We start from the raw sequence: 24,034 nt of genomic DNA on the forward strand, positions 1-24,034 counted from the left end.
CAAAAGAAGGAATTACGAGCAAGGACGGAGATTACATGGAAGGTCCAGGCGAGGGTGCGGCGCTTCGCGACCGACTGGCCGAGGCTTTAGGGCGCGACCGGTTCGATCTGTGGGTGGATAGAGATACGCTTCTCCATCAACAAGCGGGCGGCGACGTCCACTTGGTCTTTGCGTCGAGCTTCTTATGCGACACTGCCCGACGAAATCTCGGCAGCGAACTTTCCCTGGTTACCAGGGCGATGTTCGGTGAGCACGCGCAGGTCGTGTTTCGCGTCGACGAGTCGTTGGCCAAGCCCGTTCGTCTGGCGGAGCCTTCTGTTGTTGCCGGGAATGACGCCAGAACCGACACAACTCCCCCTGCCCTACCGGCCGTAAAACCGCCGGCCGATCAGGGGGGCACCTTCGATTCCTTTGTTGTGGGGCGATCGAACGAACTCGCCGCGCGGGCTGGGGCACAATTGGCCGCCGGCAATCACACGGGGGGACCATTGGTAATCTGGGGCCCCCCCGGCAGTGGCAAAACCCACCTGTTGTCGGCCGTCAAGAACGCCTTCCGCCAGCGATTCCGCCGCTCGCGCGTCCTGATGCTCTCGGCCGAGCAATTTGTCGGTACCTACGTCGAGGCACTCCGCGGCAGTGGCCTGCCCAGCTTCCGACAGAAGTACCGCGGCGCCGATTTGCTGTTGATCGACGACCTGCATTTTATGGCCGGCAAGCGAGCCACTCTGGAAGAACTGCAGCACACCATCGATCGCATTACCGCCGCTGGCGGACGAGTGGTATTGGCAAGTTGCCACGAACCCGGCACCATCGACAACCTGGGACCCGAACTGCTTTCCCGCTTGCGGGCTGGCCTGGTGTGTGAGGTGGCAGCAGCCGACTATGCCACACGCCTGGAGATAGCGCGCCGCCGTTGCCGCCGACTCGGTCTGTCGACCGAAGAGGTCTGCTTGGAGAAGCTGGCCGCCAGCGTGTCCAGCGGCGCCCGAGAACTGCTGGGCGCCATCGAGAGGCTCAAGGCGCGGCATGAGTTGCTGGGCGAGGTGATCGACCTGATGCTGATCGAGCAAATTGCCGGCGAGGTGAACTACCAGACGATTCGCCGCGTAGCGATGGACGACATCCAACGCGTGGTGTGCGACCACTTTGGCATCGAAGCCAAGGCTCTCCGCTCGAACAGTCGTCACAAGTCCGTTACCGAACCGCGGATGTTGGCCATGTGGCTGGCACGAAAGTACACGCAGGCCGGCTGGCGAGAGATTGGCGAGTACTTCGGCGGTCGCCGTCACAGCACCGTGATATCGGCCCACCGCCGCATCGAGTCCCAGGTCGGCCGGCTGTCGACCGTCTCTACCAATCGCGGCAATGCGAATCTGGAAGAAACACTCGGTCAGATCGAGACCAAGCTCCGTATGGCGTAGCAGCCCAGATCACCTGCTCGGTCACAGTCGTGCGGGCGGTGTGAACCAAGCTGGGGGCAACCAATGCTCGACTTCTGCCTATTGGCGCGATTCGCCGAATGCAAACCCGCAGCACCGCTCGGCGGGACCTTTTCCAATGCGTGGCAAGTTGCCCAGTTAAACCTTGGCCACGTTGCGATCAGCGCTGATCAGCTTGGGCCAGGGAATGGCGCCCAGGATGAGCACGGCGACTTGGCTGGCGATGAAGTACAGTAGCCCTCGCGCCAGATTCTCGTTGAAGCCATAGGCGTGCAGGCCAATGCTCAGTTGATTGACGCCGAACCAGCTCCAGGCCGTAATGATGTTGCCCACTACGGTCAGCATGGCCAGCCCCCGCGGTCCGATCATCTTGCCCCAGCGAGCGTGCAACGCCACGGCGTTCCACAACACGATCATCAGGGCGCCGTTTTCCTTGGGATCCCATCCCCAGAACCGCCCCCAGGAGTCGTCGGCCCAGAGGCCACCCAGGACGGTGCCGAAGAAGCTGAACAGGATCGCAAAGCACAGCGAGCCATAAATCATGGCCGTGAGCTTCTTGGCGTCTGCTTTACTGAACAGATCGAGCATGTGCACCGCCACGATGTACACGATGCCCAGGCAGCCCGCCAGCATCGTTGTGGCGTAGCCAATATTGATGCTCAGCACGTGCACCGTGAGCCAGAACTGCGTATCGAGCACGGCCTGCATGACCGTGAAGGTGTCGCCATCCTGTCCAAGGAAGTGGGCAATCAACAGCGTGGCGAAACCACATGCCGAAGCGACGAATCCGCCGACGCCCAATTTGAAGATCGACTCAAACACCAACATTAGCAATACCACCGCCCAACCGATGCAGATAGCCGTGGTGTAGAGATTCGTGATGGGGGGCCGGCCCGAAATGTAGACCCGCGCCGCAATGGCCAGCGTGTGCACCACGAGCGTGACCGCGATAATGGCGATGGCGCTGCGTCCCAGCGTCTTGGGCCACGCGAGCCACGACGCCGCCGAGAGGATCAAGGCCACGAAGTACATCGTTGCGCAAAAGTAGAATGGCGTGGCGCCGTTGAACCAGGTTTCGAACTCCAGTCGCTCGGTATCGAGCCGTTCGGCCGTCTTCAACGTCGAGACGTAAGCGGCATTCTTGGGATCTTCGAGCTCCGACTGGTAATCACGCACGACACTCCGCATGTCCGCGATGGCCGATTTAAAGGCCTTCGAGTCGCCGCTGTGATAGGCCGACAACATCCTGGCTAACGGCTCGATGCCTGCCCCCGGTCGCTCGCTGCCGAAACGGGCGAGGACGTCCCGCAAGACGGGGGGCATCCGGGCCGGATCGATTTGGCCACTGTTCTGCAGCATGTAGCAGTTCTCACGCAGATCGGCCTCGTGCAGTGTAAACCAATTGCCGTCTACTTCCCGTGGCGGCACCGACAGCGGGGCATCGCCCATCTCGGCTTGCCTGGCGGCCATGAACAGGTCTTCGATCACCGTTTCCGGGCCGCGAATCTGCAGGGTGCGGAAGCTATTGGCCAGCTCCACGTAGTCCATGCATTGGTTCCACAACTGCAGGACGTCACGCTGGTAGCGGGTCAGGTTGTTGCGGTCGACCTCTTCCAGCAGGCCAACTTCCTTGCGCAGCTTATCGATGCCGCCTTCGATTTCGTTCAAGCTGTAACGGAAGAAGCCGGGGCGGAGAGGCAGGTCGATCGTCTTGAGCAATTCGAGGTTGGTAATGCGGAACACATAGGCGTCGGCGGCTTCCTGTTTGCCCGCCAGCAGATCGAGCAACCACTGGGATGCCGGTATCTTCTGGCGTCCATCTTCCGAAACGGCCGCTTCTTGCCGTTGTGAGAAATACTGCAGCGTGTTGCGGGCGAGCGTGTCGTAAGGTTTCACGCGGCCTTCATCCAGCACGGGCAGTTCGGCAAACTCGTGCACGGGCATCTGACCGACCATCAACGGCTTTTGGCGGAATGTCCAGGCAAAGAACACCATCACGAGCAGCGAAACCACGGCCGGCGCCAGTACTTCGGGCCGCAATGCCCAATCGTTGAAGCTGGTGGTGGGCTGCTGCTCGTCGTCGAGTTCGCGGAGCCGGCGATTCAAGAATCGCACCAGGGTAATGCCGAAGTGCACCAGCATGCCCACCATCACCACTGCGCAACCAATGTAGGGCGCCATCCAACCTTCGTTCTTCACCACCTGCAGCACCGTGGCGTCTTCGGAAAAGTGATCGAAGTCGGATTGATAGAAGGTTTCTCCTTCGTACCGCAACGGGTTGTTCATCGACACATGGTACTTGAGCGAGGTGCCCTGCTGCTTGTCGGTGAGTTGGATGTCGGACGAGTAATTCTTAGCCTTGTCCGTGCCGGCGTACTTGTCGAAGGAGAACTTCTCGAGGGTCACTTCATAGGGAGTCATCACACGCTTGAACCGCATGGCGAGCCACAGTGGGTTGTCAGCGCCTGCGATCAGTTGCTGGCCATCATTGGTGGGGAAGCCCGGGATGTTGGCTCCACGCGACGGGCCAATCCGCATGGCGATGGGCATGTCGAAGAAGACCGTTACGTGGTACTTGCCAAGCGACTTGCCGGAGGGTTTCTCGAGCAGTTCGACAACCGCGCCCGGAATGTCCCCCTTGGGATTGGCCGGTTTTTGTTCCAGGTCCAACTGCGTGGCCGCACCTTTCAGACTCTCATCGGTCTCCTCCGTTGGGCGACTGGAGACGGCACTGTTGGCGTAGTATTCCACCACGCGGACATCGACTGGTAGATCAGGATGGCTGATCACCCGCCCAGCAGCATCTGCCGGCAGCGCAGCGGCGGCGGCCAGCAATTCGGTTGGGATAACGGTCACATGATCAACTGCCGCGTCCGAACGATCGATGACAGCCAATTCGGTTTCCGTGGGACTGTACGCCCAGTCGACCGTTTGACCTTGGTCGATGATCATGTTCATTTCGACGTTGGTCTCGGCGACGTAAAACTCGTGGGCCATCAATATGGCCACGCCGATATGCAGCAAAATCACGCCCGAGCGTTTGGCAAACAATAGCCACAGACTGGCCATCAGCAGGCCGCCTGCGGCGGTGGCCTGGATCAGCTGCCAGACGATACGCATGCCGGCGTCGGGGATCCGCCATTCGGGATCGAGAAACAGGAACGCTGCGGCGACCAGGGCCACGGCGTTCAGCCCCGCCAGCACCCACCACTCGGGGCGGCGCAGGCGACCGTACGCCAACGACAGCAAGTAGGCCGAGACCAGTCCCAACGCGGCGAACGCACCGCGAGAGAGGTTCCACAGCAAGTCGGCAAATCGGGGCGAGATACTCGCCTGATGGGCATTGCTGGTGGCTTGAGCGATTACCAGCCAGGTAACCACCACGCCCACCGCCAAGAGCCCTAACGCCCACACTAATTCCGTACCCCGGGCGCGGATCTTGTATCGCAATGTGTGTGCAGCCAGCAGGTTGATGGCCATGAGCAGGCCGATAGTGTAGCCACCCGGGAAATAAAAGATGTGAGGTTTCTCCAGCACGATTGGTTCGCCGCTCGAGAATACACTCCACAAGGTGGGGAATATCTGCCAGTCCACCTGGGCGATCCACACGCGGAAGTAGCCTTCCTTCATCACGTACCACACGTCGCGATGCGCCTGCGCCAGCGTCCCGGCAAACACCAGCAGGATGAGCAGTGTCAGCAGGACGACCGTCAGCTTGAGCGACGCAAAGGTCGACCAAATGGCCATCAGCGGGGAGGATGCTTCGCGACCTCGCGTGCGGGGCTCGGCGTGGTCGCGGGCCATTTCAGCATTGGGCAGTTCGGCAGTTGCCATGGTTCTACTCGTCCTCCGATTCTGGCGGCGTGGCTCCCGCGCCGGGCGTGGCAAACGGAGCTCGTCGCATCATGGGCGGCATCATTCCGCCCCCTGCACTGTTGCCCACGGCGTCGAACAGCCAGGCTTTCTCGCCATCGACTTCGATGTCCTCCACGCCGGCCGCTTCGTTCATCTGCTCGGCCGGATCGAGGCCAAGCTGCCCTCGCCAGCGGTTGATGTTCAATTTCAAGTATTCGTCCCGGTCTCCGGGGAAGGCGAGCTGTGAGATCGCCACTTCCACATCGCCACCGGGAAGCTGCAGCGTCGCCTCGCGCATCATTCGCTCGGGACCTTCCTGCCAGCCTTCAGGGACGTTCCACTCGATTTCCGCAGGCTTGTCTTCAGGAAGTTTCACCCATTTGGCGAACGTCCGTAGCTCGTCGGCCACCTTATCGACCTGGTCTTTATCGGCCAGCGTCTTTACGAACCACGCTCGGTCACCACGGATGTAAATGGCCGCGATCATTCGCGATTGGTCCGCCTTCGGCTTCGGCTTCGGCTTCGACTCTGATTCCGCCTTTTCGGCAGCCGGTTCCGCGGCTGGCTCTTCCTTGGCTGGCTCTTCCTCAGCTGTAGTGGCGGGTTGTTCGTCCGCTGGCTTCCCGTTGGGGGGAGGCGTTGCGGTGGGGCCGGCGAAGGGAGCGTTGCCGCCCATCATGGGGGGCATCATTCCGCCCCCTGTGCTGGTACCCACGGCATCGAATACCCATGCCGTCTGGCCATCGACTTGGATCTCTCGGACTCCGGCCGCCTCGTCCATTTTCTCCGCGGGTTCGAGGCCGAGTTGTCCTCGCCAGCGATTGATGTTCATCTTCAGGTAGTCGTCCAGGTCTCCGGGGAAGGCGAGCTTCGAGATGGCCACGTCGACGTCGCCCTCGGGCAGTAGCAGCGTCGCCTCGCGCATCATCCGGGGCGGGCCCTCCTTCCAGCCCTCGGGCACCTTCCACTCGATGGCTGCCGGTTGGTCCTCTGGCAGCGCAACGGATTCGGCGAAGTTGTGCAGCGCGTCGGCCGCCTTGTCGACCTGTTGCTTGGGGGCCATGGTTTTGAGGAACCAAGCTTGATTATCGCGGATAAAAATGGCCGCGATCATCCGCGACTCGTCGCCGGGGGAGTTCTCCTTGGCCGATCCCCCTTTTCGAGGGGCATCGTACGATGAGATTTCGGGCTTCTCGGAACAGCCACTGGCGGCCAGAAGCAAGACGGCGTAGACAATAAGCGGGCGGCGGGCAGGCCGTGAATGCATGGAATCACCGGACGGGGTGGGAAAGGCGGGAGCACGCCAACAGGGGCGGGACTCCAACACCCGCCGCGTGCCGTCCGGGCATTATAGGGGGTCGATGGGGGGGCGGTACACCCAAAAGCCCCCGGCTGCGACTTTTTGTCGCACCGCTGGTATATCTCTTCAGCGCGGATTCTACGGGAACAGGAATCCGCGAAGGCTGTCGATGAGCGAACTGTTCACCGAGAACGGCTCTTCCCAGCTCCACATGCTGCGGATGACGTCGATGGTCATCATGCCGCACAGGGCCAGTAGCATCAGGCACAGGGTGAGGAACATTACTTGCCAGCCGGTGAACTGAATCTCCTGGCGGGGTACCGTGGCGGTTTGCGAGAAACCAGCTGCGGCGGGCATTGCCGTGCCGGCCGGCGCGCCGCCAGCTCCCAGCAGGTCGTCAGCTTCTTCTTGCTCCTCGAACGCGTCCAGCGCGATGACTTGCGAGCTGTCGTCCTCGTCATCGCTGCCGTCGTCAGCGGCCATGGGAGTCAATTCGAACTCGCCTGGCTCCGCGTCATCGGCCACCAGGCCCGCGGCTTCACCGAAGTCGATTCCGCTAGCGACGGCTGATCCCCCGAGGTCGAGGGCGGCGTCGTCCAGCGACAAACCGCTGTCGGCCGGGGCCAGGTTGATGCCACTATCGGCGGACGAAAGCGTCAGGTCGCTGCCATCGCCCAGCACGAAATCGTCGTCGTCATCATCGTCGAGTTCCAAAGCCGACAGGCCCGTTAGTCCTGCGCCGCTGGCCTTGGATTCGTCACCGACGTTGATTTCTGAGCCAGAAAGCGAAAGCTCTTCGTCGTCGTCCGCCGATTCGATGTTGGACAGACCGCCCAGTCCCCCACTGCTCGAGGCGGCCAATTCGTAGTCGTCGTCCAGGTCCAATTCCAGGTCGCTGGTTTCGGGCGACTTTTGTTGTGCTTGATCGCTGGCGGCCTGCTGCGCGGCGGCCACGTCTTCGGGCTGCAAAATGCGGCTCGACTCGGCTTCGAGATCGATGCCCAGGTCCTCGACGTCGTCGAAATCAACCGAGGCGTCTTCCGAGCTGGGCAACTCGCCTGTGGCCGAGGCGTCGCTGTCCAGATCTTCCAGGTCCGCCAGTTTTACGTCGCTTTTGGGGGCGGGATTTGACTTCGACGTGACGCTTGAATCTTCATCGGCCAGTTCCAGGTCGAGCGCGTCGTCGAGTTCCGATCGGCCGATGATGGTGCTTGGCGGACGATCCGAATCGCCCAGTTCCGCTTCGCTCAGCAGAATCGACTCGGGGTCGTCGCCCGACTCGCTTTCCAGTTCAAGATCCAGATCGCTGCTGCCCGTTTCGGCAGCGGCCGGTGTTTCTTCCACGGCCGTAGCGTCCGACAGGCTGGGATCGGCTGGCTGGTCATCCTCCTCGTCGAGGTCGATCGCCAGGTCGGCTGAACTGCCGGTGGAAAGATCAAGCTCCAGGTCGTCCTCCGCTTCGTCGTCGACATCAAGGCTGGCGAACGAGGCGTCATCGTCGTCATCCGAGAGATCCAAGCCCAGCAGGTCGTCCGACTTCGAAGCGTCTTCCGAGCCGGTCTCGTCGTCGAGGCTCTTGTCGTCGTCGAGCATCAAGCTGTCGAGATCGAGATTGATTCCGCTCTCTTCGGCTTCGACAGCGGGCACCCCTTCGGTGGCCATGCGGTCGATTTCCTCGGTGCGGAATTTCCAACTCGCGCCGTCGCGGTAGGCCCTGAGCTTGCCTTCTTCGCGAAGTGCATTGAGGTGATCGTGAGTGATGCCGAGTTGCTCGGCCGCTTCTTCCAGCTTGATGAACTTCGGATCCATGGCGTTGCTCTGAGTTTGCCTCTCTCCAGCCCTGCCTTGGATTATGGACGCGGGTCGTGCCTACTGACCACGCGCTCCCTGCAAGGCGTTGCGAATGTCCTCGGGCAAGGGTTCCTTGCCCTGATAGTGAAGCAGTTTCAGATCTTGTGAGATCTGACGAATGCTCTTTAGTTCAATTGCTCCTGTAGCACGGTCGACGTGGTACACGCCGAGCACTTGCTGTTGTGGATCGTAAACCACTGCCGCGATCGGTCCGCCAGGTTCCGATACCACCTGCAAACAGCCGGGGGGCAGTTCGTCGGAGGGCAGCGATGCCTTCGGCGCCGGGGGACCAGGTTGTTGCTGGCCGCCGGCATGACCAATCCACGAGCCAGTCACCAGCAGGGCCAGTGCCACTACGATCCATCGACTCGCGTACTGCATCGAGTAGTCCTCCGTGAATACCTTGAACGCTGGCCTCCGCACCATCCGCACAACAAGCGAACAGCCCGCAGGCCGAAAATCCTATGCCCTCATTCTAAACAACCACCCTTCTGGATCAAGCTAAATACCAGTGCCATATGGATTTGGGACACGAGATCTGGGGCAACACAATCGGCGTAACCTGCCCTGGTTGTACCACCGCGGAGGGGATCCGTCAGCGGCTGGCCGACACGTTGGCCAAATTGGCCGGTCGGCGGCGTCAACCGAGTGGAGGGCCGCGGCCCGATTTACTGCGACCCAGGGGCTGGCCCCCTGCCCTTTTGCGGGGTTCCTGGTAGTTTGACGAGCATGACCACGCAACTAGAGACCGAAACCAAGGCCCGCCTGGATTGGGCAGTCGAAATCGCCCGCCACGCTGGCGACGTGACCCTCGAGTATTTTCGCAATCCGAACCTGCGGGTGGAGCGCAAGGGGGACGATTCGCCCGTCACGGCCGCCGACAAAGGGGCCGAAAAGCTGCTTCGCGAGCGAATTGCCGAGCGGTTTGGGGACGATGCGATCGTGGGCGAAGAATACGGCCAAACGCCGGGCACTTCCGGGTTTGTGTGGGTGCTTGACCCCATCGATGGCACAAAAAGCTTTATTCATGGCATACCGCTCTACACCACGCTGATCGGTGTGCTGCATACGTCCGATGGCAAGGTGGAAAACGGGACGACTCAGTTAGGCGTGATCCGCGCGCCGGCGCTGGATGAGGTGATCTACGCCCGTCGCGGCGGCGGTGCCTGGCATCAGCGTGGCGATGGCGAGCCCGTTCGGGCGGCGATTGAGCCCGATCGGCCCCTGGCCGAAGGTTTGCTGCTGACCAGCGAGGTGGGCAGCTTTCGAAAGCGGAAATCGGGCCGAGGCATGGAAACGTACCTGGCGCTCGACGAGCGGGTGCGGCTCGCCCGCACATGGGGCGACGCCTACGGCTATCTGATGGTCGCCACCGGTCGGGCCGATGTGATGATCGACCCCGAGATGAACCTGTGGGATGCCGCAGCTTTGCAGCCCGTCATCGAGGAAGCTGGTGGTGTGTTCTGCGACTGGCAGGGCACCGCGACCGTTCACTCGGGCGAGGCGATTGCTGGCAACGCGGCCGCTATGCGGGAAGTGCTGGAAATCACCCGCGGCAAATAGCAGTCGGCATTTTGTCCTTCATGGCATCACCGTCTCGATTGCCAGTTGCCGCCTCGAGATTAGGTGGCCCGGTTCTCCGCATTCAGATACACTAGAATTTTGGGCACCAGCCTCTTCGCCCGAATTCTCCCCGGAACAGCATCTGGACGGACCTCTATGTACAGGCTTCGGAGTTATGTAGGGCAGTTGTCGCTAGTTGCGCTGATTCTGTTGGTCGCCGGTCCCGCCGAGGCCGTGGAGCAGGCGCTCAATCTCGAATTGCTGCCCCCCACCAGTACGACTAATCGGGTGAATATTTCGGTGTCGTCGAGTGGTCTCAGCGACACGGAACTGACGCGTGTGACGGGCAATTCGCTGGCCACGATTGGGTACGACATCTACGAAGGCCTGCCGCTGATCCATTCCATCGCGTTCACAGGGGGCCATATTTCGCTGCTGGGCGAAAGCTCCGACAATGTCACTCTGAGCGACAGCAATCTCATCAGCAATTTTAGCGTCGTCGGTTCTGGACTAGGGGGCGAGTTGGATACGCCCAACCCGCCCGGCCCTGTTAGCGATGGAACCTACAATACCGCTGACCACATCGTACGAATCAATACTGGCACGCTTGCGGCAAGTGGATCTTTTTTGTTTGTTCCGTTTAACTACGACATCAATCTAGATCAAGATCCGCTTGATTTCACCACGGAGAGCATAGCCAACATCGATGTTTCGCTCGTAGGCACCAACGGGCGGCAACGCACTTACGAAGTGGTTACGTCGCTTCCCATCGATGCCACCGAGGTGATCGAGGACGCCGTGACGATCACCGTCGACGTCCAAGGTACTGTCACATCCAGCGACACTTTCAGCATTTTTCTCCCACTCGAAGGCGACTACAACGGCGACAATCGGGTGGATATTGCCGACTACACCGTGTGGCGCAACACCCTGGGTGCGACCGGCGCCGGCCTGGCGGCCGATGGTAACTTCGACTGGGTGGTCGACGAGGCCGACTATACCCTGTGGAAAGACAACTTCAGCGAGACCAGTGGTGGCCTGCGCCTGGCCAGTGTCACGGTGCCCGAACCTTCCGCCGCCGCGCTGGTGGCCATTGGCGTGATGGCATTTGCGCTGGCGGGCCGGATGCGAGCCTACGGCCCTTTATAGTTCAGCACCGGCTGCAGTTCCCGCTCGATTCGCAGCAGTTCTCGCTGCGCCCGCATCACCTGGCGAATGTCCTTGTAGGCGGCTGGAGCTTCGTCCAGCAGTATGCCGAGGCGACGGCGATCGAACCACAGAGGGCCGACCTGCCGCTGAAAATGCTTGGAGTTCACCTGGCGTCGAGCCTGCGAGCGGCTGAGTTGCCGCCCGGCGCCGTGCGAGCAGGACATTAGTGACTCGCTGCAGGCGCGGCCGGCGGTGTGAAAGCTGGGCGCTCCCATCGAACCGGGGACAATGCCCGGCTCGCCTTGCTGGGCCGATTGAGCTCCCTTACGGTGCACGAGAAGTTGCCGTCCGAAATGGTGTTCGCAATCGACGAAGTTGTGGTCGCCGTGAATCAACTCGGGCCACGACGCGCCGATGCCAAACATCTGTTGCATGAACTCCTCCACGGTGCGAAGCATCGCCAGCCGGTTTTCGGCAGCGTAACGCCGCGCCCAAGCTACGTCGCTCAGGTATCGCTGCCCCGGTTCGTCGTTAGCGTTCAACGCCAGTAGTCCGACGTTGGTCGCCGTGGCGGCGGCCAAGTGACGCGCACTGATCGCCTGCCCTATGCCTCGAGAGCCACTGTGCAGCAGGAGCCACAGCCGGCCCGCTTGATCGGACTGGAACTCGAGAAAGTGATTGCCCCGCCCCATAGTGCCCAGCTGCACGCGCCCCTCACGCTGGGCGATCTTTGTCAGCCCAGCATCGCTTAAGTGGCGTGTGCTCAGATCGTCGGGAAGCGCGCGAGGCTGGCGATGCTTATTGCCGGGCACGCACTGGTAAAGTTGGCGCAGCACTGTGCCGGCGGCATGCTCGCTTTCCAAGAGTGCCGCCTCTACGTCGAACGGCACCGCTGCCATGCCACATCCGATATCGCCCCCGACCGCCGCCGGGTAGACGAGGGACTCGGTGGCCGCCACCACTCCAATGCAGACGTCGTGACAGAGGTGAACGTCGGGCATAACGGCCACATGCCGTACGTCGTCCGAGCTGCGGAGTCGCTCAATCGACTGAGCCACCTCTGGCGAAAGCGGCTCGGTGAGCCAAGTGTTGAGTGTTGCCTTGCTCATCGACCCCCCTTTCCGCTGCCCGAGTCGGCGGCCGGCGTGGCGGCTACCACAAAGCTGAGCGAAGGTGCCTTCTTGCGCGTAATGGTCCCGGCGACGGCCGTACGCAGGAATCCCGCTATGCGGGCCAGCCGAGCTTCCAGTTCACACCGGTCGAAACCTGCCTTGCTGCCACTCGTCTCCACGGTGACCTGCAGGCGGGAAGCATCGGGGGCGGGGATCACTTGGGCGACCCTGAGGTCTCTCAGCATGTCATCGCCGGTCTCACCAGCCAGAATCTGGTCGAGCGTCTCGGCCACCTGCCGGCAAAGCTGCTTCGCCTTGCGGTCCAGCTTGCTGTGATTGCGACCCGTGCGGAAGTACTCCCGCGGGTCGACGCCATCATCCTCGTGAATCTCTCCACAATGCGCGAGCATCTGCTCGCGCGCACGCTTATCGAGTGCCATGTCTACTCTCAAGAGATAGAGCCAAAAAAGAGTCGGCGCGCATCGCTTGCACGGGCCGACGAACTAGCTGCTCGGCAGAAAGAGCCTGACGCGACCTTTGCCACACCTTCCAAATCGGGGAGTCGGAGTAGCGGCTAGTGGGCGCTTCGGCTCACAACGCAAGAGTGGGGAGTAGAGATGGCACGAGGAGCCTCCTTTTCGCGGAGAGGTTTCAAACCGCGCATTGGCAGTAATCGCTAGCTAAGTCAGACATCTTTCTGGCTCTAAAGGTTCGCGCGCATTGGCGCAAGAAAAAAACCGCAGCGTTCTGGCGAACGCCACGGTTGTAGGTTGCTGCATTTACGGAAAAGGCTCAGTCGATCGCTTCGCCGATTGCCGCGCCAATATTGGCCCCATCGCGGCCACCAATCGCTCCGCCAAGGCCCGCACCTATGCGGCCTTCGGAGCTACGTGGGTAATAGCCGTTGCCATAGAAGCCATTGTCGTAGTATCGCGGACCGTAGCCGGTATTGTAACGACCTTGGTAGAAGCGACCACCATCGTAGTAGCGGCCATCGTCGTAGTAGCGGTTGTCATACACCCGGTTGTCGCGATAGTATCCGTACTGATCGTTGTTGAAACGATCGCTGCGGAAACGCGGTGCGATACGATAGGTGTTGCGATCGTATCGATTCCAGCGTCCGTCGCGGCGGTAAACCCAGTAGTTGCTTGGGTGCCAGTACCACCACTCGCCATTGTGACGCTTGTAGCGCCAGCGGTTGGAGTTGCGGTCATTCCCGGCGCGGCGATCATCGTCGTTCCAGCGGCGGTCGCTGTTGCGCCGATTGTCATCGTTGCGATCTTCCCACCGTTCGCGAGCTTCCTCACGGCGATCTTCCTGGCGGTCTCGGTACTCTTCTCGCCGGTTCTCTCGCCGCTCGCGGGCATCCTCTTGACGCTCGTTGTATTCTTCTCGCCTTTCTTCCGCACGCTCCCGGGCGTCCTCCATCGCCTCGCGACGATCTTCGCGTGCTTCGCGGCGTTGATCGCGGACTTCCTCACGAGCCTCACTGCGGGCATCGTTCGTTCGCTGATTGCCTTGCGGATTTTGGGCCATTGCGGCCGGCCCTATCAGCAGGGCGGCCGCCAGGGCACCGAGTAAACGCATCTTCATTGTTTAACTCCTTCACTTGTGGTTTGCTTTCGAGACCCAACTCAATCGACTACAGACCTATTGGTCCTCGTTACCCGATCGAACCTCTCGTCGCGATCGAATGCGTTCTTCTGGATTGCTGTCATTCGACCAGCGTGCATTACGATCATTGTCCAGCCGTTCGCCTCCTCTGCGATCGCCGTAGGTGCGATCGGATTCGCTGTAACCCGCCTGCGAATTGCGATTGCTGTTCAGGTCGTACTGCTGACGACTCGGATCGTCGTCGATCATCGAGCGAAGTTCCTGGATTTCGCGTTCCAGCATTCGGACCTGTTGCTCCAAGTTATTGACATGGTTCAGCAGATCATCTCCACCCCAGGGAGGACCACCGCGATAGAACCGCTCTTCCGCCATGTTTCGATCGTTCGGGTTTTGATCGAAGCGTTGCGACTGTCGATTGCGGTTGAGCGCTTCGCGAAGGGTTTCGAGCGAAGCAGTCACCGTTTGCTGTTGACCGTCACGAACAAACTTGATTTCGACTTGATCGCCCGGGTTGTGTTGACGAACTCGATCTACAAATCGCCTGGTCGATTCCACCGGTTCGCCGCTGATCGAGACGATCGTGTCGCCCTCGCGGATGCCAGCCTTCTGCGCTGGGCTATCGTCGGCGACACGCGTCACTCGCAAGCCTTGCCGAGCTTCGACAATCCCGACTCCCAAGCCAGCGTTCCGCTCATTGCGATTGCCTTGCTCATCGGCGGATTGGCCGCGGTTGCGATTTTGACGCTGCTGATCGTTGCGATTCCTGTTTTGATCTCGATCCTGCTGATCTCGCGAGCGGTCCGAGTTCTCTTGTTCTTGCTGCTCTTGCTGAGCCGTGGCGGCGGGCAGCATCGAAGTGGTTAGTCCCATTGCCGCGACAACGGCTAGCTTGGGAAGCCACTGAAGTTTTCGTAGTACCATTGGTTAGGTCCTTTCTTTGTTGGGCTAAAATTCCCGCGAAGAACGTACGCGCAAGGCGGACGATCCCCGGCTTTCGTCGACAGAGACAGAAGTGGAGGGCCACTGCTGACGTTAGAACGTCATTCAGGCCGACTACTGATTGCTCGGTGCCGGGGGAGCCGGCATTGAGCTAGTCCCAGTAGCGACTGATCGACTTGGACTCTGCGGTGGCAGTTCCGCGGCACGGTCAGCACTTGCCTGCGTGTCGTTCATGCCGCCACTGTTCTGAAGCGGTTCTTGTGGCGGTGCGGGCGGTGAATTATCCCACTGCGGTTCGCTGGGCGAACGGTGGTTTTGGTAATCCACTGCATTGGCGGCACCACATCCACAGTCACTTACTGGCTGTGGGTGGGCCGTGTATCCGACGTATCCCACTTGATTGCCACAGTGCTGATGATGAGTCGTGTGGTGGTAACAGCAATCGTTTCCGCGATTGAACCATCCACCGCCGAACAACCTTGCGCTGGCAGTTGAGCTAGCGCCCAATGCCAATCCCCCGATGGCCAACGCCACGAAAAGTTTTCCAATTCGCCTGTGTGTCATCACTTCGTCCTTTCCTTACATAAAAAATCCTCCGCGCCGTGGCGCGGCCGCCTAAACTAACTATTGGGCGTGGTGCATGAATGAGGTCGGCAGCGAGCCAAACCACGTATCGCAGCGAAGCAGAGTGCGACCAATCGAATGCGATTGGATAGCCACGGTGCTTCAACTGAGTCTGATGTCGCTCTGGAACCAGAAGTTGCCTTTCGCAAGCGGTGCGGTTTGAGCGACCGCCAATCTCAGACAGGCATACCACTGCTGGAGGGGGCCGCAACTGCTGCGCCACCTCGAGAGGACATTAGAGAAAACAGGCAGAAGCTCCAATATTCATGCCTTGCTTTGCTTTTGTTCGCCATCAATTGGCCGATTCGAGCAACTTACAGGCTCTAGTGTGGCAACTGGGCGCAATCCTTCGGCGTTGTCACCAGCAACGACGTCGAACGTTCAGCGGACATGCTGTGCGTGCACCATCCATGGCGGTGATTGCTCCGTAACCACTGTCCCAAGGGGGGTGCCCTGGAGCGTGCAGTACGCAACAGTCCGTAAGCGAAGAAGGCTCTTCCGCCTGCGGTGAGGGCGTGACGGTCAACTTGGCGGTTTTGCAGGCAGCGGCGGCATCGCGATGCCGGCATTACTCGCACAATCGCGCCACGGTTTCATGTCGCTGGTGTACGTCCTGCAGATCCTCTTGGCAAAACTCCTGCTTGTCGCATCCCTCCAACACCAGATCGGCCTGGCGGCGGATGGCTGCTTTGTCGGGCGTGGTTTCCGCTCGCTCGGCGATGCGCGCCAGGGCCTCGAGCAGGCGGACCGACACCGCGACGCTCGAAGCACCGTATTGCCGAATCTGATCGAAAGCCGCCCGCAAAACGGCATCCAGCGACGTGGTCGTGCCCAGCACGCGTAGCGTTTCGTCGTCGCCAACATCGATGCGGAGCGCGGACGACAGGTTGTACTGGGTAAGCTGGCAGAGTGAGCCACTGAGTCGGTCAATGCTGGCGATCGCCGTATGGGGGTCGTTAATGCCTGGCGAAAGTGCCCGCACCGCAATTTCAGTCAATTCGGCGATCGCGCACTCCACGTCCTGGCGGGGCGTTCGTTGGTTGCCGAACAAGAAGCAATTGGAAACGTGCTGCTGCACTTCGTCGACTTCGGCGTCGCTATCGCCATCCTCCAAGTAGTAGGCCACGGTGTCGCCGGCGGCCAGGAATTCTCCCGGGCGTCGCGTGACGTGGATGAACAGCTGACGGGAATCGGCCAACGAGGTAAGCTGCTCGACGTTTACCGCCTGCAGGTAGCCTTCGCTGGTGGCCGTCACGCTGTGGCCTCCGTTGTTTTCGAACCGCCCGGCTAACTGTTTTCGTTTTTGTTGGAGTTGGCTGTCGGTATCCGATTTTTTGGGGAAGATGCGCTGAATAGCGGAATTCAGGTCGGCCGCCACGTCGGTGACCACGTTCATCGACTGCACCGAATAGGCGATGCGGTGGATGAAATAAACCACCAGGCACAACGTGAACAGCGACAGAACTGTGGCCAGCAGCACGGCCAGATGAGGGACGAACCAGTCGTCGTTTACATCGTCCACGCGCCACAACAACAGCAGGCAGTAGATGCTCGCCGCCAGGCAACTGCCCAAGGTAACCTGCGTGATGCTCTGCTGCAGGAAGTTCCGCAGCAGCCGCGAGCCGAACTGCGACGAGGTGATTGACAAAGTCACCACCGTGACCGAAAACACCACGCCCGCCACGGTAAACATCGCACTGGCCAGTGTCGCCAGCGTGCTGCGGGCGGTGGTGCCCGTGGTCTTCATCCAGTCGGGAAGGGATGGATCGAGGTAGCCATCGATCGCGGGCACAGCAAACGCCAGTACCGCCGCCAAGAGGATCAACAAGGTGGGAAAGAACCAGAATCCGGTTCGAAACGAGTCCCACAGGTTGACGATCCAGGTGCGCATGGAGGGGGACTTTCGAGAAATATTGCTAGTTTGCCAGCGACTCATTCGGCCGCGACGTGACTAACCCATCTTAGTCCAAAGCCTGGCAAGAGCCCACCAACGACGGGCGGGTATGCCGCACCCGCGCGAGTTGCGTGCGGCACGTCGCCCCGCTACGCTCGGATTGCTGACATGCGGTATTCGCGGACCTTATTTGGCGGAGTCTTCCATGATTGCGAGAAACAACACGCTGCTCATCGCTTGCCTACTGATGGTCATTCCCGTGACCGGCCTGGCCGAGGAGGGATTCACCAAGCGCAGGGTTGTCTACAAGAAAGTGGGCGATCGCGAGTTGGAGATCATTCTTTCCGAGCCCACGGCGACGTCGGACGAACCGCGCCCGGCCATTGTGTTCTTCCATGGCGGCGGTTGGGTGCGAGGGAGCAACAAGTCGTTCTCCGATCGGGTGCAACGTTACGCGCCACGCGGAGTCGTTTGCGCTCAGGTGCAGTACCGATTTGTGCCACGTGAGCCGAACAATCCGCCGGTAGTCTGCATTCAGGATGCCAAGAGCGCCATGCGGTGGATGCGGTCGCACGCCGAGGAACTGAACATCGATCCAAACCGTATCATGGCTGCCGGCAGTTCGGCGGGGGGGCACCTGTCGGCCGCTGTGGGCTTGCTCGAGGGGGTCGACGATCCGGCCGACGACCTGAGCATCAGCCCCAAGCCCAACGCCATGCTGTTGTTCTGCCCGGTGCTGGATAACGGTCCGCAGGATGGCTACGGCCATGAGCGCTGCGGCCCCGACTGGAGGAAGTACTCGCCCGCCCATCACGTGGCCGAGGGGGCGCCGCCGACGTTGATTATGGCCGGCCGCGACGATCCCACGGCCAAATTGTCGGCCCTCAAGCGGTTCAGCGACGCCATGCAGCAGGTGGGTAATGACTGCGAACTGATGGTGTTCGATGGGTCCCACAGTTTCCTGAACACGAAGCAGCAGCCCGAAAATTACCCCAAAAGTGTTGAGGCTTTCGACGGGTTTCTAGTGAAACTGGGGTGGCTGGACCAGGAATAAGCGAACCTCGGCCATCCACAGTCGTCGTCAGCCGAAAGCAGACCCACTTCCGCGGGATCGTCGGAAATTGCCGCAAGTTGTGCTCCAGAGAGAGGTTTCGGCCTCGTATCGAGCCACAATGGCCACCGGTTTCGACTGCAAACCCAGCGGAAAAGTTGTCGATAGATTCTTGGCTGCCAACGGAATGTCGCTCGGCCGCCCCCTACCCCACGTTGCATATCTCGTGTCCTCCGGTATACTTACGAGCTTTCCACCACCAGCATTAAGCTGACTGTAGCGAGAGACGATCATGGCGAAGCAATGCGAAGTTTGCGGCAAGGGCCCGCAGATGGGAAATCAAGTCACGATTCGCGGTAAGAAGAAGTACCTGGGCGGTGTCGGTACCAAGGTAACCGGCATCACTCGGCGTCAATTCAAGCCGAATTTGCAGCGGGTGCACGTCACCGGCGCCGATGGCAAGAACAAGGCCCAATGGGTGTGCACGCAGTGCATCCGTGGTGGCGCCATCCGCAAGGTAGTGCAGCAGGCGCCGTTTGCTGTTCCGCAAGCTGCCAAAAAGTAGCCTGGCGCACGCATCGCTCCGTCCATGTTACTAGTAGCCCTGGTTCCCAGCAGGCCGGCATTTTCATGTCACTGACTTCCGACGACGTCGAGAAAGTAGCGCTCCTGGCGCGACTGATGCTCTCGCCCGACGAGTTGGAGTCGATGACGGCCGAAATGCAGCAAATCGTCGGCTACGTCGACCAGTTGGCGGAGGTCGACACCACGGGTATCGAGCCAATGGCCCACGCCGTGGAGCTGCGAAACGTCACGAAGGACGACAACGTGGCCCCCAGCCTGCCGCGCGGCGAGGCCTTGGCCAACGCCCCCAAGCACAATGAAGAGGGCTACCTGGTACCGGCCGTTTTGGGGGACTAAGCGAATCGGCCCCGCGTCCTTCTTCGCCACCACCGCCCTGCTCCGCCGACATGTCTCTCATCGAACTTTCTGCCGCCGAACAAAGCCGAAAGCTTGCCGCGGGCGAGATCTCTTCCGTCGAACTGGTGCAGGCCTATCTCGACCGTATCGAGAAGTATGATGGCTCCGTCGGAGCTTTTCTGCGCTACGACACCGGGCGGGCAATTGCCGCGGCCAAGGAGATTGACAAACGTCGCGCTGCGGGAGAAACGCTGGGTCCACTCGCAGGGATTCCAGTCGCCGTGAAGGACATTCTAGCCGAGCGAGGCCAGCGCACCTCTTGTGCCTCGAAGATGCTCGAGGAGTTCCACGCCCCGTACGACGCAACGGTCATTGCGCGACTCAAGGCTACCGACGCGGTGCTGATCGGCCGCACCAACATGGACGAGTTCGCCATGGGCGGCTCGACCGAGAATTCTGCCTTCCAAACCACCCAGAACCCCTGGAACCTGAAGTGTTCGCCGGGCGGATCCAGCGGTGGTGCGGCCGCAGCGGTCGCCGCCGACTTCGCACCGCTCTCGATTGGCACGGACACTGGCGGTTCGATTCGCCAGCCGGCCGGTTTCTGCGGCATCGTGGGATTTAAGCCAACCTACGGCCGCGTCAGCCGGTTTGGTCTGGTGGCCTTCGCCAGCAGCCTGGACCAGGTTGGCCCACTGGCCCGTAGCGTTGAGGATATCGCCCTGCTGTACTCTGTGATCGCTGGTCACGACCCGCAGGACTCCACCTCGCTCGACAAGCCGATTGAGTTCGCCACGCCGATCGATAAGCCGCTCGAAGGACTCAAAATCGGCGTTGTGGCCGAGCATTTTGCCGAAGGGCTCGACAGCGAGGTCGAGTCGGCCGTTCGCGAAGCTTTTGCCACGTACGAATCGCTCGGCGCGAAGCTGGTGGAGGTTTCCCTACCCCACAGCAAGTACGCCGTGGCCACGTACTACGTGATCGCCCCCTGCGAAGCTTCCAGTAACCTCGCCCGTTACGATGGCGTGCACTATGGCTATCGCAGCGATCAGGCGAAGCTCGCCGCGGAGCTTGCCGCCGAACGGGCGGCACTGGAAGAAGCGGGCGAGCGTGGCGCCGCTGAGGATCTGGACACCCCATTGGTGCGGATGTACCGCAAAAGCCGCAGCGAGGCGTTCGGCCCCGAGGTGAAGCGCCGCATCATGCTCGGCACCTACGCCCTGAGTGCCGGCTACTACGACGCCTACTATCTGAAAGCCCTGCAGGTCCGACGCTTGATCCGGCAGGACTACGACAAGGCATTTGCCGAAGTGGATGTGATCGCCGGCCCGGTTACGCCGACGCCGCCGTTCGAACTTGGCTCGCTGGTCGACGACCCGCTGGCAATGTACCTGGTCGACCTGTACACCGTAAGCGCGAACTTGACCGGCATTCCAGCTCTGAGCCTGCCCTGCGGTGCCAGTAAGTCGGGTCTGCCGATCGGACTGCAACTACAAGCCAAACCGCTGGCCGAAGAAACCCTGCTGCGAGCCGGCCATATGTACCAATCGGCCACCGATTGGCACACCCGGCGCCCGCCTTTGTAGGTGCTCGCAGATCGAACTTTATCCGGCGGGCGAAATGGCCACTTCAGAATTCCCAATGACCAATGAACTTGAGACACCCTTGGATGAACACTCATATTGGTAATTGTTGATACGTCATTGGTCATTCTTGCGAAGCGAGTTTAACCTGCGAGCCCATGTCTAAGTACACCACCATCATTGGCCTTGAAGTTCACGTGCAGCTTGCCACGAAGAGCAAGTTGTTTTGCCGGTGTAGTACGCAGTTTGGGGCCGAACCCAATACGCAGACTTGCCCCGTGTGCATTGGCATGCCAGGCTCGCTGCCGGTGATGAACGAAGAAGCGCTCAACCTGGCACTGCAGACGGCCGTGGCATTGAACTGCACCATCCCGCCGCTTACGAAGTGGGACCGTAAGCAGTACTACTACCCGGATCTGCCAAAGGGCTACCAGATCTCGCAGTACGACATGCCAATGTCGGAGCATGGGCACCTGGAGATTTCCGACTCGAAGGACCGTTTCGAAACCAAGCAGATCCGCATCCTGCGGGCGCACCTGGAAGAGGACGCCGGCAAGAGCGTGCACGACGAAGTTGCCGGGCGGGCAGACAGCGTGATCGATTTGAATCGCACAGGGACACCGCTCTTGGAGATCGTCAGCGAGCCCGACATGCGTTCGGCGCTCGAAGCGCGGGCGTACCTCGACGAGCTTAAGCTGCTACTCACATACATAGGCGTCTCCGATTGCAACATGCAGGAAGGCAGCCTGCGGGTGGATGCCAACGTGAATCTGCACATCGACAAGGGCGGCGAGAAGATTGCTACGCCCATCGTCGAGATCAAGAACATGAACAGCTTCCGGGCGGTGGAGCGTGCTATCGAGTACGAAGCCGGACGGCAGTATAAAGTATGGCAGGAAACTGGTGCCAAGCTGGGTGACTCGCCCAAGCAGACGCGCGGCTGGGACGACGCGGCCGGTGTGACTCGTGGGCAGCGAAGCAAAGAAGAGTCGAGCGACTACCGCTACTTCCCCGATCCCGATCTGGTGCCGGTTTCGTTCAGCGACGAGCAGGTGGATGCCGCGAAAGCCTCGCTCGGTGAGTTGCCATCGACGATTCGCGAGAGCCTGCAATCCGATCATGGGCTCTCGGCCTACGATGCCGAAGTGCTGGTGAACCAGGGCCGCACGCTGATCGACTACTATCAATCGGCCGTGAAAGTCGCCGGCGACGCCAAGGGTGTCTGCAATTGGGTGACGCAAGACGTGCTGCGGGTGCTCAAAGAGAGTGATGCCGGTATCGAGACGTTTTCCATCACGGCCGCGTCGCTCGGCGACTTCGTCGCCAAGCAGAAGTCGGGCGAACTTCCCACCGCTCGCGGTCGGGACGTGTTCGACGCGATGCTCGAGAAAGGCCTCTCGGCCGCCGACGCCATGCACTCGCTCGGCATTGAAGAGGTGGACGATTCGGAACTTGAATCGCTCTGCCAGTCGCTGCTGGAGGCCAATCCGCGGATCGTCGACGATGTGAAGGGTGGCAAACAGCAGGCCGTGGGCGCACTGATTGGCCAGGCCAAGAAGCAAAATCCCAACGCCGATCCGAGTAAGGTGCGCCAGATCTGCCTTGACCTGATCGCCAAGATGTAGGGAGGCAGCAGCGACCGATGGCCCCCCGCCCCATCATCACGCTGACCACTGATTTTGGCGAAGGCAGCCGGTATGTGGGGGCGATGAAGGGCGTGCTGCTTGCCATCAATCCCGAGGCCAACGTGGTGGACATCAGTCACTCGGTCCCCCACCAGGATGTGCTGCAGGGCGCTCTCACGCTGCTCGAAGCGACTTGCTATTTCCCGCCGGGTACGCTTCATGTGGCCGTAATCGACCCGGGCGTGGGCACCTCGCGGCGGATTTTGTATGCCGAAATCGACGGCCAACGATACGTCTGTCCCGACAACGGTTTGCTAACTTGCTTGGCGGAGCGTGCGAAACCCAGTACGATGCGCAGTGTTGAAAACACTGGATTATGGCTCGATGGCGTGTCGCACACCTTCCACGGTCGCGACATCATGGCCCCGGTGGCGGCAAGGTTGTCGCTGGGCATCGACCCGACCGACGTTGGGCCGGTGATCGAGGACTACGCAAGGATTTCTCTACCGCGGGCGGAACGAGTGGCACAAAAGATAGAGGGCGAGGTGATCGAAGTCGACGCGTTCGGTAATCTGATCACCAACATCACGGCCGACATGATCGCCGACGTGCCGCGCGACGAGAATACGCACGTCCGCTGTGACGGGCACGTGACCTTGGGCATCTTCAACGCCTACGGCGACCAACCCCCCATGACCCTGATTGCCCTGGTAGGTTCGGGGGGCAAGCTGGAGTTGGCCATTGTGGACGACTCGGCCAAGATCATGCTTGGCGTGGGAGTGGGAGTGCCGGTGACCGTCGAGTGGTAAAACTCGAGGACTGCTGGTGTCAATCGAAAACGCATGGGTTGTGTTCGCTGCCATCATGACGGTCGGCGGCTTGGTCTGGCTGGTTGCGCTGGCACTCACGCTGCGCATTGGCAAACCTTCTCGCGACCAACGCGACTTTGAGCCAGATCCGTCATACGCGGACGAGTTCGCCATCGAGTCGGGTACCGCTCGCATGGCTGGCGACGGCCGCACGGCCGCGCGCCGCCTGGTGCGGGCGATTCTGCAGTCGAACCAGAAGTTGTACGGGGCGATGTACAAGATCGTCGAACGAGGCGATAGCCGCATCGCGATCGAGAAAGTGGACCCACTGGTCTGCAATCAACTTCCGGGTACCTATTTCTCTCACGCCGAGTTCGACCTTCGTGTGGTTAGCTACCAGGAGGTTGAAGTGCACTATCGGCTGGACCTCCAGCGAATCGCGCGACTGATGCGCAGAATCAGTCTGCTGCTGCTGGCGCTTGCGGTGGTGGTCATGCTGGTGATTGGCGTCTTGATTGGTCTGCTGGTCATTCCTAGCGAGCAGCCGGCTATCCGCTGGCAGGTGGTCCAGACGGTGCAGATCGTCCATGTGCTGTGGCCACCTTTCCTGCCGATCGGCATCTACACGTTCGGCCGCCGAAGTGCGAAGATGTGGGTCGAGAACTTGATCGCGACCGCAGAATTCGTAGACGAACCGGAATGAAC

19 protein-coding genes are annotated in these 24,034 nt (G+C 60.7%); 10 read left to right on the forward strand and 9 right to left on the reverse strand.

The window, feature by feature from the left end; translation table 11 throughout:
• The first annotated feature begins 35 nt into the window (after window positions 1-35).
• Window positions 36-1,421: a DnaA ATPase domain-containing protein gene (locus NG895_RS25415; RefSeq protein ID WP_252855366.1), complete on the forward strand. Its 1,386-nt coding sequence runs from the start codon at window positions 36-38 to the stop codon at window positions 1,419-1,421.
• Between the two features lie 156 nt (window positions 1,422-1,577).
• Here NG895_RS25415 and NG895_RS25420 read toward each other — a convergent pair whose 3' ends face one another.
• From NG895_RS25420 to NG895_RS25435, 4 genes are all read right to left on the reverse strand, one after another.
• A complete protein-coding gene (locus NG895_RS25420) occupies window positions 1,578-5,273 on the reverse strand; it encodes a cytochrome c biogenesis protein (RefSeq protein ID WP_252855367.1) in 3,696 nt (1,231 codons plus the stop codon).
• Window positions 5,274-5,277: 4 nt separating this feature from the next.
• The gene (locus NG895_RS25425) at window positions 5,278-6,561 is read right to left on the reverse strand and encodes a hypothetical protein (RefSeq protein WP_252855368.1); all 1,284 of its coding nucleotides are present in this window, start codon (window positions 6,559-6,561) and stop codon (window positions 5,278-5,280) included.
• Window positions 6,562-6,732: 171 nt separating this feature from the next.
• Window positions 6,733-8,403, reverse strand: a complete 1,671-nt coding sequence (locus NG895_RS25430; RefSeq protein WP_252855369.1) for a helix-turn-helix domain-containing protein — start codon at window positions 8,401-8,403, stop codon at window positions 6,733-6,735.
• 60 nt (window positions 8,404-8,463) lie between these two features.
• Window positions 8,464-8,826 (reverse strand): hypothetical protein, encoded by a 363-nt coding sequence (locus tag NG895_RS25435; protein WP_252855370.1) that lies wholly within the window; start codon window positions 8,824-8,826, stop codon window positions 8,464-8,466.
• A gap of 348 nt (window positions 8,827-9,174) precedes the next feature.
• Here NG895_RS25435 and NG895_RS25440 point away from each other — a divergent pair, with 348 nt between their 5' ends.
• On the forward strand, window positions 9,175-10,008 hold the full coding sequence (locus tag NG895_RS25440; RefSeq protein WP_252855371.1) for an inositol monophosphatase family protein: 834 nt from the start codon (window positions 9,175-9,177) through the stop codon (window positions 10,006-10,008).
• Window positions 10,009-10,164: 156 nt separating this feature from the next.
• Window positions 10,165-11,157, forward strand: a complete 993-nt coding sequence (locus tag NG895_RS25445) for a hypothetical protein (protein WP_252855372.1) — start codon at window positions 10,165-10,167, stop codon at window positions 11,155-11,157.
• Here the strand turns inward: NG895_RS25445 and NG895_RS25450 are convergent.
• The 5 genes from NG895_RS25450 to NG895_RS25470 all read right to left on the reverse strand — a co-directional run bounded on the left by NG895_RS25450 (window position 11,142) and on the right by NG895_RS25470 (window position 17,337).
• Window positions 11,142-12,266 (reverse strand): RtcB family protein, encoded by a 1,125-nt coding sequence (locus tag NG895_RS25450; protein ID WP_252855373.1) that lies wholly within the window; start codon window positions 12,264-12,266, stop codon window positions 11,142-11,144. The two genes, NG895_RS25445 and NG895_RS25450, sit on opposite strands and share 16 nt — an antisense overlap.
• Window positions 12,263-12,709 (reverse strand): ribosome-binding factor A, encoded by a 447-nt coding sequence (locus NG895_RS25455; protein ID WP_252855374.1) that lies wholly within the window; start codon window positions 12,707-12,709, stop codon window positions 12,263-12,265. Before NG895_RS25455 ends, NG895_RS25450 begins: the two co-directional genes overlap by 4 nt.
• 352 nt (window positions 12,710-13,061) lie before the next feature.
• Entirely contained in the window at window positions 13,062-13,862 is an 801-nt protein-coding gene (locus tag NG895_RS25460; protein ID WP_252855375.1) for a hypothetical protein, read from the reverse strand.
• A gap of 57 nt (window positions 13,863-13,919) precedes the next feature.
• The gene (locus NG895_RS25465) at window positions 13,920-14,804 is read right to left on the reverse strand and encodes a S1C family serine protease (RefSeq protein WP_252855376.1); all 885 of its coding nucleotides are present in this window, start codon (window positions 14,802-14,804) and stop codon (window positions 13,920-13,922) included.
• A gap of 1,210 nt (window positions 14,805-16,014) precedes the next feature.
• On the reverse strand, window positions 16,015-17,337 hold the full coding sequence (locus tag NG895_RS25470; protein WP_252855377.1) for a DUF2254 domain-containing protein: 1,323 nt from the start codon (window positions 17,335-17,337) through the stop codon (window positions 16,015-16,017).
• A 208-nt stretch (window positions 17,338-17,545) separates the two neighbouring features.
• Here NG895_RS25470 and NG895_RS25475 point away from each other — a divergent pair, with 208 nt between their 5' ends.
• From NG895_RS25475 to NG895_RS25505, 7 genes are all read left to right on the forward strand, one after another.
• Window positions 17,546-18,394: an alpha/beta hydrolase gene (locus NG895_RS25475; protein WP_252855378.1), complete on the forward strand. Its 849-nt coding sequence runs from the start codon at window positions 17,546-17,548 to the stop codon at window positions 18,392-18,394.
• Between the two features lie 289 nt (window positions 18,395-18,683).
• Entirely contained in the window at window positions 18,684-18,956 is a 273-nt protein-coding gene (rpmB, locus tag NG895_RS25480) for a 50S ribosomal protein L28 (RefSeq protein WP_252855379.1), read from the forward strand.
• A 65-nt stretch (window positions 18,957-19,021) separates the two neighbouring features.
• Window positions 19,022-19,312, forward strand: a complete 291-nt coding sequence (gene gatC, locus NG895_RS25485) for an Asp-tRNA(Asn)/Glu-tRNA(Gln) amidotransferase subunit GatC (RefSeq protein WP_252855380.1) — start codon at window positions 19,022-19,024, stop codon at window positions 19,310-19,312.
• Window positions 19,313-19,362: 50 nt separating this feature from the next.
• Window positions 19,363-20,898, forward strand: coding sequence for an Asp-tRNA(Asn)/Glu-tRNA(Gln) amidotransferase subunit GatA (gene gatA / locus NG895_RS25490; protein ID WP_252855381.1), 1,536 nt, complete (start codon window positions 19,363-19,365; stop codon window positions 20,896-20,898).
• A gap of 155 nt (window positions 20,899-21,053) precedes the next feature.
• Complete coding sequence (gatB, locus tag NG895_RS25495; protein ID WP_252855382.1) at window positions 21,054-22,520, forward strand: Asp-tRNA(Asn)/Glu-tRNA(Gln) amidotransferase subunit GatB; 1,467 nt, start codon at window positions 21,054-21,056, stop codon at window positions 22,518-22,520.
• A gap of 17 nt (window positions 22,521-22,537) precedes the next feature.
• A complete protein-coding gene (locus tag NG895_RS25500) occupies window positions 22,538-23,329 on the forward strand; it encodes an SAM hydrolase/SAM-dependent halogenase family protein (protein ID WP_252855383.1) in 792 nt (263 codons plus the stop codon).
• 16 nt (window positions 23,330-23,345) lie between these two features.
• Window positions 23,346-24,032 carry a hypothetical protein gene (locus tag NG895_RS25505; protein ID WP_252855384.1) on the forward strand — a complete coding sequence of 229 codons (687 nt, stop codon included), beginning with the start codon at window positions 23,346-23,348 and terminating at the stop codon, window positions 24,030-24,032.
• Window positions 24,033-24,034 lie beyond the last annotated feature (2 nt).

This window comes from Aeoliella straminimaris (assembly GCF_024054565.1).
Classification (GTDB): Bacteria; Planctomycetota; Planctomycetia; order Pirellulales; family Lacipirellulaceae; genus Aeoliella; species Aeoliella straminimaris.

What these genes read in the sequence shown, in the direction of transcription:
- NG895_RS25415 (WP_252855366.1), top strand. Translation starts at nt 36, where the DNA reads ATGGAAGGTCCAGGCGAGGGTGCGGCGCTTCGCGACCGACTGGCCGAG.
- NG895_RS25420 (WP_252855367.1), bottom strand. Translation starts at nt 5,273, where the DNA reads ATGGCAACTGCCGAACTGCCCAATGCTGAAATGGCCCGCGACCACGCC.
- NG895_RS25425 (WP_252855368.1), bottom strand. Translation starts at nt 6,561, where the DNA reads ATGCATTCACGGCCTGCCCGCCGCCCGCTTATTGTCTACGCCGTCTTG.
- NG895_RS25430 (WP_252855369.1), bottom strand. Translation starts at nt 8,403, where the DNA reads ATGGATCCGAAGTTCATCAAGCTGGAAGAAGCGGCCGAGCAACTCGGC.
- NG895_RS25435 (WP_252855370.1), bottom strand. Translation starts at nt 8,826, where the DNA reads ATGCAGTACGCGAGTCGATGGATCGTAGTGGCACTGGCCCTGCTGGTG.
- NG895_RS25440 (WP_252855371.1), top strand. Translation starts at nt 9,175, where the DNA reads ATGACCACGCAACTAGAGACCGAAACCAAGGCCCGCCTGGATTGGGCA.
- NG895_RS25445 (WP_252855372.1), top strand. Translation starts at nt 10,165, where the DNA reads ATGTACAGGCTTCGGAGTTATGTAGGGCAGTTGTCGCTAGTTGCGCTG.
- NG895_RS25450 (WP_252855373.1), bottom strand. Translation starts at nt 12,266, where the DNA reads ATGAGCAAGGCAACACTCAACACTTGGCTCACCGAGCCGCTTTCGCCA.
- NG895_RS25455 (WP_252855374.1), bottom strand. Translation starts at nt 12,709, where the DNA reads ATGGCACTCGATAAGCGTGCGCGCGAGCAGATGCTCGCGCATTGTGGA.
- NG895_RS25460 (WP_252855375.1), bottom strand. Translation starts at nt 13,862, where the DNA reads ATGAAGATGCGTTTACTCGGTGCCCTGGCGGCCGCCCTGCTGATAGGG.
- NG895_RS25465 (WP_252855376.1), bottom strand. Translation starts at nt 14,804, where the DNA reads ATGGTACTACGAAAACTTCAGTGGCTTCCCAAGCTAGCCGTTGTCGCG.
- NG895_RS25470 (WP_252855377.1), bottom strand. Translation starts at nt 17,337, where the DNA reads ATGCGCACCTGGATCGTCAACCTGTGGGACTCGTTTCGAACCGGATTC.
- NG895_RS25475 (WP_252855378.1), top strand. Translation starts at nt 17,546, where the DNA reads ATGATTGCGAGAAACAACACGCTGCTCATCGCTTGCCTACTGATGGTC.
- rpmB (WP_252855379.1), top strand. Translation starts at nt 18,684, where the DNA reads ATGGCGAAGCAATGCGAAGTTTGCGGCAAGGGCCCGCAGATGGGAAAT.
- gatC (WP_252855380.1), top strand. Translation starts at nt 19,022, where the DNA reads ATGTCACTGACTTCCGACGACGTCGAGAAAGTAGCGCTCCTGGCGCGA.
- gatA (WP_252855381.1), top strand. Translation starts at nt 19,363, where the DNA reads ATGTCTCTCATCGAACTTTCTGCCGCCGAACAAAGCCGAAAGCTTGCC.
- gatB (WP_252855382.1), top strand. Translation starts at nt 21,054, where the DNA reads ATGTCTAAGTACACCACCATCATTGGCCTTGAAGTTCACGTGCAGCTT.
- NG895_RS25500 (WP_252855383.1), top strand. Translation starts at nt 22,538, where the DNA reads ATGGCCCCCCGCCCCATCATCACGCTGACCACTGATTTTGGCGAAGGC.